The organism is Bacillus sp. 3255 (genome assembly GCF_031456485.1).
Lineage (GTDB): Bacteria > Bacillota > Bacilli > Paenibacillales > NBRC-103111 > Paenibacillus_E.
The window spans coordinates 62,294-78,107 of record NZ_JAVDUS010000015.1 but is presented as its reverse complement, the minus strand read 5'-3'; the positions used below and the strand labels follow the sequence as shown (position 1 = coordinate 78,107).

14 protein-coding genes are annotated in these 15,814 nt (G+C 52.3%); 10 read left to right on the top strand and 4 right to left on the bottom strand.

Annotated elements, in window-relative coordinates:
- Positions 1-146: 146 nt before the first annotated feature.
- The 5 genes from J2X61_RS21725 to J2X61_RS21705 all read left to right on the top strand — a co-directional run bounded on the left by J2X61_RS21725 (position 147) and on the right by J2X61_RS21705 (position 5,307).
- Entirely contained in the window at positions 147-1,550 is a 1,404-nt protein-coding gene (locus J2X61_RS21725; protein WP_310190531.1) for a spore germination protein, read from the top strand.
- Positions 1,551-1,565: 15 nt separating this feature from the next.
- Complete coding sequence (locus J2X61_RS21720) at positions 1,566-2,654, top strand: GerAB/ArcD/ProY family transporter (protein ID WP_310190529.1); 1,089 nt, start codon at positions 1,566-1,568, stop codon at positions 2,652-2,654.
- Positions 2,647-3,762: a Ger(x)C family spore germination protein gene (locus J2X61_RS21715; RefSeq protein ID WP_310190527.1), complete on the top strand. Its 1,116-nt coding sequence runs from the start codon at positions 2,647-2,649 to the stop codon at positions 3,760-3,762. Before J2X61_RS21720 ends, J2X61_RS21715 begins: the two co-directional genes overlap by 8 nt.
- A 92-nt stretch (positions 3,763-3,854) precedes the next feature.
- On the top strand, positions 3,855-5,066 hold the full coding sequence (locus J2X61_RS21710) for a threonine synthase (RefSeq protein WP_274467846.1): 1,212 nt from the start codon (positions 3,855-3,857) through the stop codon (positions 5,064-5,066).
- A 19-nt stretch (positions 5,067-5,085) separates the two neighbouring features.
- A complete protein-coding gene (locus J2X61_RS21705; protein ID WP_310190524.1) occupies positions 5,086-5,307 on the top strand; it encodes a hypothetical protein in 222 nt (73 codons plus the stop codon).
- Here the strand turns inward: J2X61_RS21705 and J2X61_RS21700 are convergent.
- Together J2X61_RS21700 and J2X61_RS21695 are read right to left on the bottom strand one after the other, a co-directional pair.
- Complete coding sequence (locus tag J2X61_RS21700; protein WP_310190522.1) at positions 5,301-5,792, bottom strand: hypothetical protein; 492 nt, start codon at positions 5,790-5,792, stop codon at positions 5,301-5,303. The two genes, J2X61_RS21705 and J2X61_RS21700, sit on opposite strands and share 7 nt — an antisense overlap.
- A gap of 741 nt (positions 5,793-6,533) precedes the next feature.
- Positions 6,534-7,421 (bottom strand): NAD(P)-dependent oxidoreductase, encoded by an 888-nt coding sequence (locus J2X61_RS21695; protein WP_310190519.1) that lies wholly within the window; start codon positions 7,419-7,421, stop codon positions 6,534-6,536.
- Between the two features lie 186 nt (positions 7,422-7,607).
- On the opposite strand from J2X61_RS21695, the gene J2X61_RS21690 reads away from it, so the two are divergent.
- The 3 genes from J2X61_RS21690 to J2X61_RS21680 are packed head-to-tail and all read left to right on the top strand — an operon-like array spanning position 7,608 to position 10,223.
- Positions 7,608-7,937 (top strand): PadR family transcriptional regulator, encoded by a 330-nt coding sequence (locus J2X61_RS21690; protein WP_274469274.1) that lies wholly within the window; start codon positions 7,608-7,610, stop codon positions 7,935-7,937.
- Positions 7,938-7,953: 16 nt separating this feature from the next.
- A complete protein-coding gene (locus tag J2X61_RS21685) occupies positions 7,954-8,670 on the top strand; it encodes a pentapeptide repeat-containing protein (RefSeq protein ID WP_274467842.1) in 717 nt (238 codons plus the stop codon).
- Between the two features lie 26 nt (positions 8,671-8,696).
- Positions 8,697-10,223: an MDR family MFS transporter gene (locus J2X61_RS21680; RefSeq protein WP_310190516.1), complete on the top strand. Its 1,527-nt coding sequence runs from the start codon at positions 8,697-8,699 to the stop codon at positions 10,221-10,223.
- Positions 10,224-10,541: 318 nt separating this feature from the next.
- Here the strand turns inward: J2X61_RS21680 and lacZ are convergent, their stop codons facing one another.
- The gene (lacZ, locus tag J2X61_RS21675; RefSeq protein WP_310190514.1) at positions 10,542-13,694 is read right to left on the bottom strand and encodes a beta-galactosidase, LacZ type; all 3,153 of its coding nucleotides are present in this window, start codon (positions 13,692-13,694) and stop codon (positions 10,542-10,544) included.
- Positions 13,695-13,816: 122 nt separating this feature from the next.
- Here lacZ and J2X61_RS21670 point away from each other — a divergent pair, with 122 nt between their 5' ends.
- Positions 13,817-14,680, top strand: a complete 864-nt coding sequence (locus J2X61_RS21670; RefSeq protein ID WP_310190511.1) for an AraC family transcriptional regulator — start codon at positions 13,817-13,819, stop codon at positions 14,678-14,680.
- A 47-nt stretch (positions 14,681-14,727) separates the two neighbouring features.
- Here J2X61_RS21670 and J2X61_RS21665 read toward each other — a convergent pair whose 3' ends face one another.
- The gene (locus J2X61_RS21665) at positions 14,728-15,018 is read right to left on the bottom strand and encodes a hypothetical protein (protein ID WP_310190509.1); all 291 of its coding nucleotides are present in this window, start codon (positions 15,016-15,018) and stop codon (positions 14,728-14,730) included.
- A gap of 163 nt (positions 15,019-15,181) precedes the next feature.
- On the opposite strand from J2X61_RS21665, the gene J2X61_RS21660 reads away from it, so the two are divergent.
- Positions 15,182-15,769 (top strand): 50S ribosomal protein L25, encoded by a 588-nt coding sequence (locus tag J2X61_RS21660; RefSeq protein WP_274467837.1) that lies wholly within the window; start codon positions 15,182-15,184, stop codon positions 15,767-15,769.
- Positions 15,770-15,814 lie beyond the last annotated feature (45 nt).

The window sequence follows — 15,814 nt, the reverse complement described above, 5'->3', positions numbered from 1 at the left end:
TTGTACATGATAACATATGACGGAAAATGCCGGGCAATGAGTTTTGTCGCGATGTAAGCATTGTTCACCTGCTTTCGAATAGCACATTGGTAAAAGATACATACTACCATATGGATATTATTGCGCAGGAAAGGAGATCGGTCCTCATGAACGGCGAGCTGACGACGGATAACGATTTGCTCAAGCAAACGTTGCTTTCCCTTCAAGATTGTTCGGATTTGACGTGTCAGCACTTTCCTCTCCAGCAGATTTCTATTGTTTATTTTGCTCATCTTATTAGCCTGCAAGCCCTAAACGAAATCATTCTGAAGCACATAGAAGCCCCTGTTACGGACATCACGGCAATCTTCAGCCAATCTTTTTTTAAGCCTGGCCGGCAAGCTCATGAATTGGTTAACGGGATACTGGCAGGCAGCATCGCCATCTTCCTTCGGAACGATGCTTATCTATATGAAGCCTATGCGCCTGAATCCAGGACTATCGAAAGCTCGGAGACGGAAAGCGTCATTAACGGTCCGATGGATGCCTTCACGGAATCGGTAAACACTAATCTGTCTCTGATAAGGCGGCGTATCAAAGATCCCCAATTGAAAACCGTCTCCTTTGCCATCGGCAAGAAAACGAAAACAGCGTTAGTTCTCCTTTATCTGGAAGATGTCGCCGATCCGCAGCATCTTGAGAAGTTGAAGGTCATGATCGAGAGACTGCAGATCCCGGCAATCAGCGATACGAATACACTCACTCAATATTTCAGTATGAGATCCTATATGATTTTCCCGCAATACTTAACCAGCGTTCGACCGGACCACATGACGGAGAAGCTGCTGCATGGCAAAATCGTCGGTCTCCTCGACGGAAGCCCTTTCGCTTTCAGTGCGCCGACTTCTTTCATCGAATTTTTCTTATCTCCCGACGATGGGTATCAGCCGTGGGCCGTCGCCACCGCAGTACGGCTTTTGCGATTCATTGCCTTGTTTATCACGCTTACGTTCACTGCTTTCTATGTCTCGCTTGTCACTTATCACTATGAAATGATTCCCCCGTCCCTGCTGCTCAATTTGATGGAATCCCGGAATAAAGTCCCTTTCTCGCCTCTGGTCGAAGCCATCTTCATGGAAATGACGATCGAGCTGCTGCGGGAAGCCGGGGCGCGACTGCCTACCAAGATCGGTCCTACCATCGGCACCGTAGGCGGTATCGTCATCGGCCAAGCCGCTGTCCAAGCGGGGGTAACGAGCAACATCCTAATTATTTCCGTTGCGATCTCGGCCATCGCCTCCTTCGCGATTCCGAGCTATATCATGAGCGCTTCCATTCGGCTGATGCGCTTTGGCATCATTATCATGGCCGGGTTCCTTGGCAATTTCGGTCTGATCTGCGGCATCTGTTTCATTATGATCCAGCTTGCCGATATCAACACCTTCGGCGTTTCGTACTTATTCCCGTTAGCGCCTGCCAAGCCCAGCCGTTGGTTGGATATGATAATCCGGGCGCCGGTCCAAGTATTGTCCAAAATCAAAAAAACGGCTTCCGAAAATCCGAACGAATAAAGGAGAGGGATCACGATGGCGGAAAAGCTTCCTTTTTTTCATACGACACTCATTGCAAACACCACCCAAACCGGTGTGGTCGCTTTCAGTCTGCCACGCCTCCTCTCCGAGAACATCGGGACAAATGGCTGGGCGGCCTTGCTGATCTGCTCGGCCGTTTCCACGCTCAACATCCTGCTCATCGCAGCTGTGTACCGCCGGAGCCAAGGCCGCTCGTTGTTCGAAATTGCGCAATCGGCATTCCCCAAATTCATGTTGATTCCTTTGTTCGCTGCGCTGGCACTGATCTGGGGCGGCTTGGGCTGCACGGTAGGCAAAGAGTATATATTGATCCTTAAATCCATGTCCTTTCCTTCTTTTCAAGCTGCCTACCTCTATCTCATTTTTGAATTCCTTGCTTTCTTATTAATCTTCAAAGGCATATTCAGCATCTCGAATTTCACGATCCTCCCGTTGCTTGTCGGAATCGGCAATATTACACTTCTCCTGTACAGCTATCAGGAAATGGAAATCGCCAGGATGACAACCTTTTGGTTCAAGGAAGCGGAGCATTCACTCAAAGGCTGGCTTGACATCTATATTGCTTTTCTCGGCTATGAGCTTGGCTTGCTGCTATTCCCCTATGCAAGTAAACAAACACATTTAATACGCGCATATCTCATTGGGAATGCCATCACCACATTAACTTATGTGTCGGTAGCTCTCGTATGCTTTGGTTTTTTCAGCTTCCACCAGCTGCAGCACTTGAAATATCCTGTGCTAAGCTTACTCTCGTACGTTGAGCTCCCTTTTATAAAAAGAATTGACGACCTCATTTTTACGCTCATTTTATTTCGCGTGCTCGTCACCAATGTTCTATACAGCTGGTCCGCCGTCGTAACCATGAGATGGCTTCTGCCCGCTGCCAAGAACAACCGGTGGCCCCTCTTCTTACTGGGATCTATCGCACTGACGGTGCTGATTGTACTGCCTTCCACACTCGACAAGCTGGAGAAATGGCTTAGCTTATTGGGGTATACGGAAGCGGCGGTTGCTGTTCTGCTGCCTGTTTTTTTGCTTATTGCTTTGAAGATCCACAAATACCGAGGCCGACATTATGCATAAATGGTTCATCGTTATGGCACTTCTGCTGCTTACAGGTTGTATTGAACAAAACCGAATAGAGAAGTTAGGGATGTCCGACAGCATAGGAATCGACCCGGTCTATGATCAGGCAGGTAAACCGTCCAAGACCGAATTAGCTATTGCCGTTTCCATACCGAAAGCAGGGACGACGGAAACGACGCCGGCTGACATTCTCCGGACAAATGCCCGTACGCCCAAAGATGGAAGAGTTCATCTGAACCGCAAAATCAATAAAGTGCTTGTGACAGGCCAATTGCGCAGCATGATGTTTGCGAAAGACTTGGCTAAGCAAGGCGTTTTTGATCGGTTGGATACGTACAGGCGCGATTACACGGTGGGAGAAAAACTGAAGATCGCCCTCGTGAACGGCAGTGCCGTTGAACTTTTAACCCACAAAAATACAAGCAATCAATCCATTGGCGTCCGAATTGACCAATTGCTTACTGAGGAAGCCAGGATTCATGAAGTTCCGGATGTTACGCTGTATAGTTTCGTGCGGGACTACTATGACGATGGAATCGATCCCGTAGCCCCTATGCTCGCTTTGGTCAATGGCAACTTGGAGGTTGACGGGATCGCTCTCTTCCAGAATGACAGATACATCGGTAGAATCGATATCGATGATGCCGTGCTCTTCGCGCTCTTGAGCAAAAGCATAAAACAAGGCGAAATCCGTCTTGAGCTAACGGACCGTTCAACCAAATCTCAAGAAAGCGCAGTGATCTCCTCGCTCATCAGTAAAAGAAAAATAAAGGTTTACACGCGTCCGGACGGTGCTCCGAATATCGTCATTCAAATCCGGCTAAGCGCGATTATTTTGGAATACACCGGGATGTCCACCTTAAAGAAACCTCAGGAGCAGGCAACCATCTGCCTGGAAATCTCCGAAGCGCTTCGCAAGAAGCTGCAGGTCATGGTTACCGATATTCAGCGCCACGGCGGCGACAATTTGGGCATCGGCACATATGTCCGCAACCGGTTGAGCTATGAAGCATGGAAAGCGCTGGACTGGCCGTCCGTCTACCCGCAAACCGATATTCATGTGGAGGTCGTGACGACGATTCGGGATTTCGGCATGATCCGGTAACAAGTTCGATAAGCTCCGTTGACAGGAGGGATTCTTTTCCATTACGATGACTTAGTAATTATCCGAAGGTTCATATAGGAGACGAAAAGTACATGTCACAACGCTATGTATCTCACCTTTATTGCCCCAAATGCGCTGCCCGCTACGATACGGAGGACAAGCACCAGCTGTGCACATGCGGTTCTCCGCTGCTGGTCGCCTATGATATGGAACGAATCGCTCTCTCGTTCAAGCCTTCCATGCTGCGCGACCGCGAACCGAGCCTGTGGCGTTACCGCGAGCTGCTGCCTGTAATCGATCCCGAACATATCGTTACGTTGGGTGAAGGCCTCACCCCGCTTCTGCCGATGCCGAGCATCGGCGCTGACATGAACATTCCCGGTCTCATGATGAAAGACGAGGGCTTGCTGCCGACCGGTTCGTTCAAAGCGAGAGGAGCGGCCGTCGGCATCTCCAAAGCGAAGGAGCTCGGCGTGAAAGAGCTGGCGATGCCTACCAACGGCAATGCCGGGGCCGCTTGGGCTCTGTACGCCGCCAGAGCGAAGATGAAGTCAACCATCCTCATGCCGGTTGATGCTCCGCTGATCACCCGCAATGAATGTGCGGTATCAGGAGCCAATCTGTATCTGGTGAACGGGCTGATTAGCGACGCCGGACGAATTGTCGCCGATTTGGTCAAAGCCTACGAGCTCTATGACGCCTCGACGCTCAAGGAACCTTACCGCATCGAAGGCAAGAAGACGATGGGACTGGAGATCGCCGAACAGCTGAACTGGCAGATGCCGGATGTCATCCTGTATCCGACCGGCGGCGGCGTAGGGTTGATCGGCATTCATAAAGCGCTGAGAGAGCTGCAGACGCTAGGCTGGGTTCAGGGGAAATTGCCGCGGCTTGTCGCAGTGCAGGCGGAAGGCTGCGCCCCGATCGTCAAAGCTTGGGAGAAGCAGGAGAAAGCCTCCGAATTTTGGCCGCAATCCAAAACCGCCGCTTTCGGCATCAACGTTCCTAAAGCGCTTGGCGACTTCTTGGTACTCGAAGCGATCTATGAAACAGGCGGCTGCGCCGTTGCCATTCCTGACGAGGAGCTGCTGCAGGAACAGCAGCGGGTGGCGGAGCTCGAGGGGGCCTTCATCTGCCCGGAAGGGGCTGCTACCTTCGCAGCCGCGCGCAAGCTCAGGAATGCCGGCTGGATTCGGGAGCATGAGCGCGTCATCGCGCTGAATACCGGGGCAGGCGTGAAATATCCGGACACCGTCCGTGTCGTCGTTCCCGTGCTGGAGCCGGAGGAGCGAATCACGAGATGAGAGCCGGAGGTGAAACAGCTTGAACAAGACACTTACGACGGATATGCAATTGTTCGCGGCGGCACTCTCCCAAGTGAGAGTCGCCGTCATACAGCGCACAGCGGACGATATTCCCGTCTTCGTCACGGTCGGCACCGTTCGGAAATATACGCCCGACGAGGTGCAGGTTGGCGAGACGACATATTTGCGGGAAGAAACAGAGCTCCGCGTGGAGGAAGACAACGGCACTGCTCCTCAATGAAACGTCACTTCACAGTAAGCACCAAGCGGAATCATTTCATATAAATATTGGTACATCAATTCTTTCTCCCGGTCTTGCAGTTTTCGCGCCGCATGGAAATCAAAATGGATGAGGCTCTCTGCAGCATCGTAGCGGATAAAAGAAAGCCGGCCGCATGGAAACAGGCGGTTCGTCGTTTCGATGATGCCGTACTGGTTCAAATTCCGGCGCTTAGCCGTTTGAATAACAGCCGCCGGCAATTCCTGCGGAATCGGAACCTGATCCTGTTGAACATAATGGTACGCTTTCACTTGATAGGAAACGTAAGGATATAAGTAACCGCTTGCATAATGCTGCAGGCTTAACGCATCTTTATCCGGCAAGCGCAGATCGTCGTTCCAGGCATAGATCGTCGCTTTATGCTTATCCGGCGTATAGATTCGGATATACTTCAAATGCGGAAAACGGTTCTTAACCAGCTGCTCCGACAATAAACGAGTTCCCACCCTGACCACCTCTTCGGGATATTGGTTTTCCCCTACAGCCTATGCCGTCACAAAAAGGCAGCTACCTTTTGCTTCGAAAAGGGTAGCTGCCTCTTACTTTGTTAGTTTATTCGGGGATCGACAGACCTAGACCTTCCGCGACACTTCGACCGTATTCTTCACAAATGCGTAATTTCCAAATAGCTGTGATCCTTTGACTCCTTTGGCGTGGACAACCCGATCCAGCAGCCGTTCTTGGCTAGAATGCGCCAGTTTCTCCTCACATCGCCGGCAGGATAGGATATGACAGCTTGCTTATGCTTAACTTATATGTATTCGGGAACCTGTCTCGATATGATGGTTAGACGGCCATTGGAATCGACTTGCAGGTACATGGTATCCCGCATTGTCCGCCATCCGCCCGGCAGGAGCAAGAAGCAATCGATCTAACGGACACAGCAGCCGTTATCTTCACGGTAAGCGATAGGTTTCATCGCTAACGGACGCCAGCGACCTTATTGGGCATCTTCCAGCCCAAATGAGGTCCAAAAGAAGCAAATAAAGGCTCCGGTGACCGTTACCTATTCACAGAAGCCTTTTTTCATTGAATAAGCGCTCCCCGGTCCGTTAGCGCAGCTGGGGGGCACATCTCGCGGGCATCACCTACTCCGCTTTCAGCGTCAGCAGCTGCTCCTTAAGGCCGCACGCCTCCATCACAAGCACGTCGCCGCGCCGTGACGATGCTCATAAGAGGCCTCCTATCTATCGGAGTTGGCTGATGATTTTATACAAAGCCTGCGTACCGCTGTCTTCCTCCCCGCTGGCAGCCAGCTTCTCGTATAGCGATTTCGCCAGAGCGAGTCCAGGCAGAACCGCTCCCATTTCATCGGCGGCTTCCAGCGCTATTTTCATATCTTTAATAAAATGCTTCACATAAAAGCCCGGTGCAAAGTTGCCCGCAATAATCCGCGGCGCCAAATTGCTGAGCGACCAGCTGCCTGCAGCGCCCGTTTCAATGCTCTTAAGAACCGTCAACGGGTCAAGTCCCGACTTCTCCGCATAAACCAGCGCCTCTACGACACCCATCATATTACTGGCGATAGCAATCTGATTGCACATTTTGGTATGCTGTCCGGCACCCGCTTCACCTTGGTACACGATATTCGTGCCGACCTTCTCCAGCAGCCCGAGCACAGCATCGAAAGCATCGCGCGAACCGCCAACCATAATGGACAGTCTGGCTTCCCTGGCCCCTACGTCTCCGCCGGAAACCGGCGCATCCAACGAGAAGAGCCCCCGCTCACGTGCTTCTGTTTCAATCCGTTTGGCAAGCTTAGGGGAAGATGTCGTCATGTCAATCAAATAACTGCCCTGTTTGGCCTGTTCCAAGATTCCCTTCTCGCCGCAATAAACCTCTTCGACATCGCTGGGGAAACCGACCATCGTAACGATCACGTCGCAATGCCGGGCTAATTCGCCAGGTGTGTCGTGCCACTGAGCGCCTTGATCGAGCAGCTCCTGCGCCTTCGCTTTGGTCCGGTTATATAAGTGGACCTGGTACCCTGCTTTCATCCAATGACCTGCCATGCTTTTGCCCATAACCCCTGTCCCAACAAGGCCTACGGCCGTTTGTCCGGGTTGAATCGCCATCTTGACTTCCACCTTTCCTGATTACAAACTCAAGTCATATCTATTCATTCCCAAATATCGATGTATCTCTCATTCATTAACTTAACATCCTACGGGGGTACGGTCAATAAAGGAGTATTCTCTCCGCTAAGCTACCTTGACAGACATAGTATCTTGTTATAAAGTGTAAATCAGGAGGTGAGGGTCATTGCGGATTTAAAAATAACGTCCGATCTCATTCGCGGACATACCGACACCATTATTCTTAAGCTGCTGCAATCAGGCGATAAATATGGCTACGAAATTTCAAAGCTCGTGCACGTCAATTCCGGCGGCGAATATGAACTTAAAGAAGCCACGATGTACTCCAGTCTCAAGAGGCTGGAACAGGAAGACAACATTACCTCTTATTGGGGAGATGAGACGCAAGGCGGCAGAAGGAAATATTACCGGATCACCGATAAAGGCCATCAGACCTATCATACGAACAAACGGAATTGGGAGCATGCCAAGAGCATCCTCGACATCCTCATTTAAGAAAGGCGGAAACCTTATGAATCCTCGTCTTAGCGCATACTTGGATGATGTGTTCTCTCATTACGAAGATTTGAAGCCGATCAGGGAGCTGAAAGAAGAGCTGTCCCAAGATCTGCAAGAAAGACTGCTCGATCTGCAGAAGGAGGGCTTCGACGAAGAAGCCGCATTCAACCGGACGATCGCCTCCATCGGCGAAATCTCCGAGTTGATTGAGACCATTCATGTCAATACGACCAAGCTGCAGCAAATCATCGGACTCGATTTCTCCAAGCAAAATTTGCAAAAATCCGACCTAAGATCCGTTCAGGTGCATGACGGTAAATTCAACTACAGCAACATGCAGGGCTCGGACTTCAGCCGTTCGGATTTGACGAATGCCTCGTTCAAATGCAGCAATCTGGACGGCGTCATTTTCGACGGAGCTAATTTGACCAAAGCCAAAATTCAGAAGTCCAGTCTCCGGGGCGCTTCGTTCCGCCAAGCGATTTTGGATCAGACCGACTTCGGCTCTTCCGAGTTATCTGATGTATGTATGGATAACCTAACATTTACTGGAACAACGTTTCATTATACGGGGTTAAAAGGCACATCTTTCCGCAATGCCACCTTTCGCAACTGTTCATTCAAAACGGATGTGAAGAAAACGATTTTCGACGGTGCCAGGATGGATAAAGGCACCTACGCTCTGCTCAAAGGATTAAAAGCGAACCTGAGTCAAGTTACGATCATTTAAACGGGAAAGCGGGGAATTTCACCCTTATGTCAGCGCAAAATAAAAACAAAGGACTAGGCATCGTCATCGCCGGACTGCTGCTTGGCATTTTGATGGCGGCGATGGATAATACGATCGTCGCAACGGCGATGGGCACGATCGTCGGAGAGCTTGGCGGACTGGATAAATTCGTATGGGTCACCTCCGCTTATATGGTGGCTGAGATGGCCGGGATGCCGATATTCGGCAAATTGTCCGATATGTACGGGCGCAAGCGCTTCTTCATATTCGGGATCATCGTCTTCATGCTCGGCTCGATCCTGTGCGGTACGGCCAATTCCATTATCGAACTCAGCATTTATCGCGCGATCCAAGGGATCGGCGGCGGCGCGCTGGTTCCCATCGCTTTTACGATTATGTTCGATGCCGTGCCCTTGGAGAGCCGCGGCAAGCTCGGCGGATTGTTCGGCGCTGTGTTCGGGATGTCGAGTATTTTCGGGCCGCTGCTAGGCGCTTATATTACCGACTATATCAATTGGAAATGGGTTTTCTACATTAACCTGCCGCTCGGTTTGATTGCCTTTATATTTATCGCATTCTTTTACCGGGAATCCGTCGAGCATTCGAAGCAAAAAATCGACTGGTGGGGCGCCATTACACTCGTCGGCGCTATCGTATCCCTGATGTTCGCGCTTGAGCTTGGCGGTAAAAAATATGCTTGGGATTCATCCGTCATACTCGGTCTTTTCGGTTTGTTTGCCGTGCTGGCCGTCATCTTCATCTTCGTCGAACGGCGTGCCGAGGAGCCGATCATGTCGTTCTCCATGTTCGCTAACCGACTATATGCTTCGAGCAACGCCGTCGCCATTTTTAGCGGCGCAGCGTTCATCACGGCTTCCGTCTATATCCCGATCTACATTCAAGGCGTGTTAGGCGGCTCCGCAACCAATTCCGGACTCGTTCTGCTGCCGATGATGCTCGGCTCCGTTGTGACGGCGACAGGCGGAGGGTTCCTGATGACCAAGGTCAGCTACCGCGCCATCATGATCCCGACCACGCTCATTCTGGTCGGCGGCGTCGCGCTGCTGACGACGTTATCGCCGGAAACACCGCGCTGGCTGGTTACGATTTATATGATCGTGGTGGGCCTCGGCATCGGCGCTTCGTTCTCCGTGCTGAGCAATGCCGCCATCCATCTCTTCGATGCCAGACAGCGCGGCTCAGCTTCCTCAACGCTGAACTTCCTGCGCTCATTAGGCATGACGCTGGGGATTACCGTGTTCGGAATCATCCAGAGCCATGCTTTCACGAGAAAGCTGACGGATGCTTTCGCCGGTCAAGGCGAGATGCCGGCCGGGATCGCCGCCAGCGATCCGCATACGCTTCTCGATCCTGCGAAGCGTTACGATATTCCCGGGCCGATTCTGGAGAAGATCTCAAGCGCGTTATCGTCCTCGATCGTGCTTACCTTCGCTTGGACCGTTGTACCCGCGGTTATCGCCTTCGCATGCGCCATTGCGATGAGTAAGGAGAAGCTCGATCCGACGCAAGAGCACGGCGCGGTCTCGCATTGAGGCGGCGTGAGCGGCTATTCGGCTTATGCGCAGCGCAACGCCGCCGCGGGCGGCTAACGGACACAGCAGCCCTTATTCGGCGGATGGGGGCTGCATGTGATTGCTAACGGTCACACGTGCCGTTATTCTATCTTTTCCACGCGATTGCGCCTCCGTAATCGCCAAATAGGATCCCCTGTGTCCATTAGGATTCGGAACAGGCTTGTACTTGCCCAAATAACGGCACTGGTGACCGTTAGAATTTCGTGACCGGCTCGCGCAGCCGCGGCTGCCCCACCAAAGCAAAGAGGATGCCCCTGACGGGACATCCTCTCTTTCTTATATGCCTCTAAACGCAAACGTATAGGCATAAGTCCGGTTCGCATACAGCGTAAACTCCGGATGCGTTCTAGCTCCCCAGCTGTCGTCGCCGCCGACGCCCATCTGCTTGTAATTGACCCTCAGCACGACTTTGTCGCTGACAGGCAGCTTATACGTATGGTCGTGCGCTTCCAATTCCGCCGGTGAATACGGCAGTGCATTCAGCTCGACCGTTGGCAGCCCCGTGATGCGAATGCCGCGGCCATCCGCATTCGTGAGCGTCGCCCAGCGCACATCCGTCTTGTTGCCGCATTCCTGCGGCCGCAAGTAAGGAACGAATTGCTCCTCGACCGTGCCGCTGTGCAGCGCCAACTTGGCGCCGGTTGCCCGGTCCCAATAGTTCTCATGCGGTCCGCGGCCGTACCAGCTCAGCTGCTGGAAGGAACGGTCCAACTCGAACATGACGCCGATCTCCGGAATTTCCGGCAATTGCGCACCTGGCACGAGCTCCATCCGCACCTCCACTTCGCCGTCCGGAGACACGGTGTACGCCAATGTCGCGGAGGAGACAGGGACGGTGGCCAGCTCGTACGCGACCCGAACCTCCGCTCTGCCGTCCGCAGCCGGCTTCGCCCACAGCTGCTGCAGCTTCCTGCCGCTGCCGGCTTCCCGCCATGGCGCACACCGAATATGGTGCTGGTTGCCGCGGTCGTTATCCGTATACGCGCGCCAGAAATTGGGTGCCGGACCCGTTACGAACCGCTCGCTGCCTTCGTACTCATAAGACGTTATATCTCCCGTTGCCTTGCTGAATTTCAACGAGAAGGAGCTGCCTTGCAGCATAACCGCATCTGCCGACGATGCGATTTGCACGGCTTCCAGCTCGGAAACGGCTGCGGCCGATTCCGCTTGCGCGATGGAATCGACGGTTCCTGCCCATGCCGGGCTAACCGGCAGCAGGAATTGCTCCCATGCGATTTCATGGCCTTGCTCCGCCCAGGCTGCAGCCTCCCGCAGCTGGAGCGAAACCGTCATGATGAACTCGTCTCTGGGGAAATCCGCTTGCAGCTGCAGTTCATCCACAGCCAGTTCAATGGTGACGGTCTCCCCTGGCTTCACGGCGAACTGAGCGCGCTTCGCCTTACCTGCAGCGATGCCGTTACGTGCAACGGTCCAAACCCAATCAAACTCGCTCAAGTCCGTGAACAGGAATTGATTCGTCACCGCAATCTGCCCTTTGGCCAAATCAACCGGAGCAAACTTCACGTTCTGATAGCATTTCTTCACTTCATGAAGCTTCGGAGAAACGGATCTGTCAGCGAAAATCAGACCGTTGCCGCAGAAATTACCGTCGTTCGGCGCATCGCCGAAATCGCCGCCATATGCCTGATAAGGTACGCCTTCAGGTGTCGTGGTCCGAATGGATTGATCGATCCAATCCCAGATGAAGCCGCCCTGCAGCACCGGATATTGATCGAACAGCTCCCAATACTTGAACAGATTGCCGCATGAATTCCCCATGGCATGACTGTACTCACACAGGATGAACGGTTTCTTCGGCTTGTTCCTGGCATAAGCCTCAACCTGCTCGATCTTGGTGTACATCTGGCTCTCCACATCGGAAGCGGCTTCCGAGGCGCGGCAGTGGAACACACCTTCGTAGTGAACGACCCGGGTCGGATCGGCCTCGCGCAGGAAATCGTGCATTTGAATAAAATTGTCGCCGCCCCACGATTCGTTCCCCAAGGACCAAATGACGATCGACGGATGATTCTTATCCCGCTGCATCATTGAATTCGCCCGGTCGAGCACAGCGCCCGTCCATTCGGGCTTGCTTCCCGGCACCGTGTCGCCTTCTTCTTCCTGCGCGTAGCTCCATGAACCGTGCGTCTCCAAATTCGTTTCGTCAATCACGTATAAGCCGTACTCGTCGCATAGCTCATACCAGCGTACATGGTTCGGATAATGCGAAGTACGAACCGCATTAATATTATATTGTTTCATCAGCAAAATATCGGACACCATGCTCGCCTCATCGACAGAGCGCCCGCGATCGGTATCGAATTCGTGACGGTTTACGCCTTTGAAAACGATTCGCTGGCCGTTGATTTTCATCAAGCCGTCATGTATTTCGAATCGGCGGAAGCCGATCTTGCAGCTTTCCGTCTCCAGCAGATTGCCGCTATCGTCCTTTAAGCTGAGCACAAGCGTATACAGATTAGGTTTCTCCGCGCTCCACAGGGCAGGCCGCTCAACAAGAACGGAGAGCTCTACCCGCTGTTCGGCCGAGCCGCCGACTTGGATCTCAGCCGATACGGGCACAGCCCATACCGCTTGATTTGCCCGGTCGTATAAGACAGCTTCTACCCGCCTGTTCCCAGTGCCTAGGCCGTCATAATTCGTTACCTTGGCTTCAATCCGCAGCTCCGCGTTCAGGAACGCTTCATCCAGCTCTGTCGTTACTTTGAAATCCGCGATATGCGTTATCGGCGTACTGTACAGGTAAACATCGCGGAAAATACCGCTCAACCGCCAGAAATCCTGATCCTCCAGCCAGCTTGCATCGCTCCACCGGTATACTTCAACCGCGAGTCTGTTCTCGCCTGCAACCAAATACGGAGTAATATCGAATTCCGCCGGTGTGAAGGAGTCTTGGCTGAAGCCGACCAGGTCGCCGTTCACCCATACGTAGAAGGCAGACTCCACCCCTTGAAAGGAAATGTAGACAGGCTGGTCTGCCCAGGAAGCCGGGACAGTGAAGCTGCGGACATACGATCCGACAGGATTGTATGTCACAGGCGCGAATGGCGGCTTCACATCCTCATGTCCTACCCATGGGTAAATAATGTTCGTATATTGCGGAAAATCAAACCCCTGCAGCTGCCAATGCGAAGGCACGGCAATATCGGACCATCCGCTGCAATCGTAATCGTTCTTATAAAACGCTTGCGGCCGCCCCTCGGCATTATCCGCAAAATGAAACTTCCAAGTTCCATTGAGCGATTGGAAGGAATCGGATGCTTCGCGTACGCCGGCAAGCGCTTCAGCCTCCGTGCGGTAAGGCATCAAGGTTGCATGCGCTTCCAGCCGGTTCAATTGATAGATTTGGGGATTATTATTCCACTCCGGGTATCCATTGACAGGCGGAGTATAGACGAATTTCTTAGCCATGGGCAGCTGACCTCATTTCGCTGAGTATAATTTTTATCAACATGCATTTATTGTACAGGACAATAATTTCTTTTAAAATATAAGATAATACGCCTGGCATATCAAAAAATGAAAGAGATGACTTGACCATAGAGACCCTCGATTACCGCAAATTTTTCGTCGTCACCGAGACGGACCGCAAGCTGCCGCTGATCCTTGATACGGTCGGATTCGAGAACCAGCAGCTCTACTATAAGCGGGAGGAAGGCTACCCGTGTTTTCACTGGCTCCAAACGATCCACGGCAGCGGGGAAATCATCCTGGACAGCGGCTCCATCAAACTGGGGGAAAATCAAGGCATGCTGCTGCCCGCAGGCGTGCCGCATGAATACAAGGTTCCCGCGGCAAAATGGTCCACCTGGTACTTGACGTTCGACGGCGCACTTGCCGCTTCGATTGTCTACGCGCTGGAGATTCCGCTGTCCGTGCCAATCTCCTGGGGCGCCGACACGCCCCTTGCAACGATTCATGAATACTATTATGACAAATACCGGTACAGCTACGATTTCACCGGCATGAACGGCTCGCTTGAAGTCTACCAATTCCTGACTACGCTCAAAAAGCACGGAAACGTCAACAAAAGCGCCTCCTTCTCCCAAAGCCATGAGCGTCTGCTGCCGCTGCTTTTCCAATTGGAGCAGCACTTTGCCTCCCCCGACGTCGGCCTCACGTGGATGTCGGACGTTTTGGAGGTGAGTCCGCAGCATGTCAACACGCTGTTTCGCAAAGCGTTCGGCCTCTCACCCTATCAATACCTGCTGCAGCTGAGGCTTCAGAAGTCCAAAGAGCTGCTCATTACCGGTACGGAGCGAACGATCAAGCAAATTGCCGAAACGACCGGGTTTCAGAGCGCCTCGCATTTCATCTCCACATTCAGGAAATCCGTCGGCCTGACTCCTGAGGTTTTCCGCACGCAGTATAACAAAAATCAAATCGAAAAAGGATAGACGAGAAACTCGCCTATCCTTCATAATTGATTCTAGCTGAGCAGCCGCTAAGGGTTCGAAACGAATGCATGGTGAACCTCGATCAGCTTTTGAACAAAGCACTCGAAATCTTGCCGGCTGGAAGAAAATTTGAAATCGGTTGCCCCCGTATTGAAATCAACAACTGTAAGTTCCACGTGGTTCCCCGGATATTCCGATATGAGCTCGGCAGCGAGCGTGATATTTTTGAAAGGGTAGATCGTTGTTTCACCGTGCAATCGCAGAACGGTCAAATGATCCTCTAGGAACTCCAACGAAATTTGTTGGTCGGAATCAATGAAGCTTTGGCGTGTACGCATCCTAATCACCCTCCTTGTCCTCTATTTTACTCGCGATCGCCAATATAAAGAAGCCCAAACCGAATGAAACACTTCCTATCTTTTCCTGTTTCACTCTCTTATTTAGCGGGTACAAACTAGCAGGGCTAATTAATGCTCTGATCACGCTACGGAGGTGCAATGCATGAGTACAACGATTGAACTATTTGAACGAACAGGGCCTGTCAAGCAACTGCGGGCGCAGGGACACATTCCGGCTGTCGTTTACAGCGCTCGTATGGAATCGGAACATGTCACCGTCCCGGAGAAAGAGATTCGCGCTTCATTGAAGCGTAACCCGCATGCCATTCTGAAGGTGGCCTTGCCGTCCAAAGCTAAGGAATCCGTAATCATCCATCACGTACAGAAGGATACATTAACCGGACAACTGCTGCATGTAGACTTTCTGCAGATCGATATGAAAGAAAAACTGGACACTGTCGTTGCCGTTCATTTGACCGGGGAAGCCCGGGGAGTCAAGGAAGGCGGCATTCTCCAAGTCGAATCGCACGAAGTGATGATCCGCTGCATGCCCAGCAAGCTGCCGGACTATATCGCTTTGGATATAAGCGCGCTCGGTATCGGCGAGCATCTTACCGTCGCTGATCTGAACGTTCCGAAGCAGGTAGAGATCCTCTCGGATCCAGACACCGTACTAGTCACCGTCCTCGGCAGTCAGAAGCAGGAGGAAGCCGCATCCGATGCCGGCCAGTCCGAGGCCGACGCCGAATAAATATGAGAAACAGACTCTCCGCGAGGTGCGTGAGAGTCTTTCTGT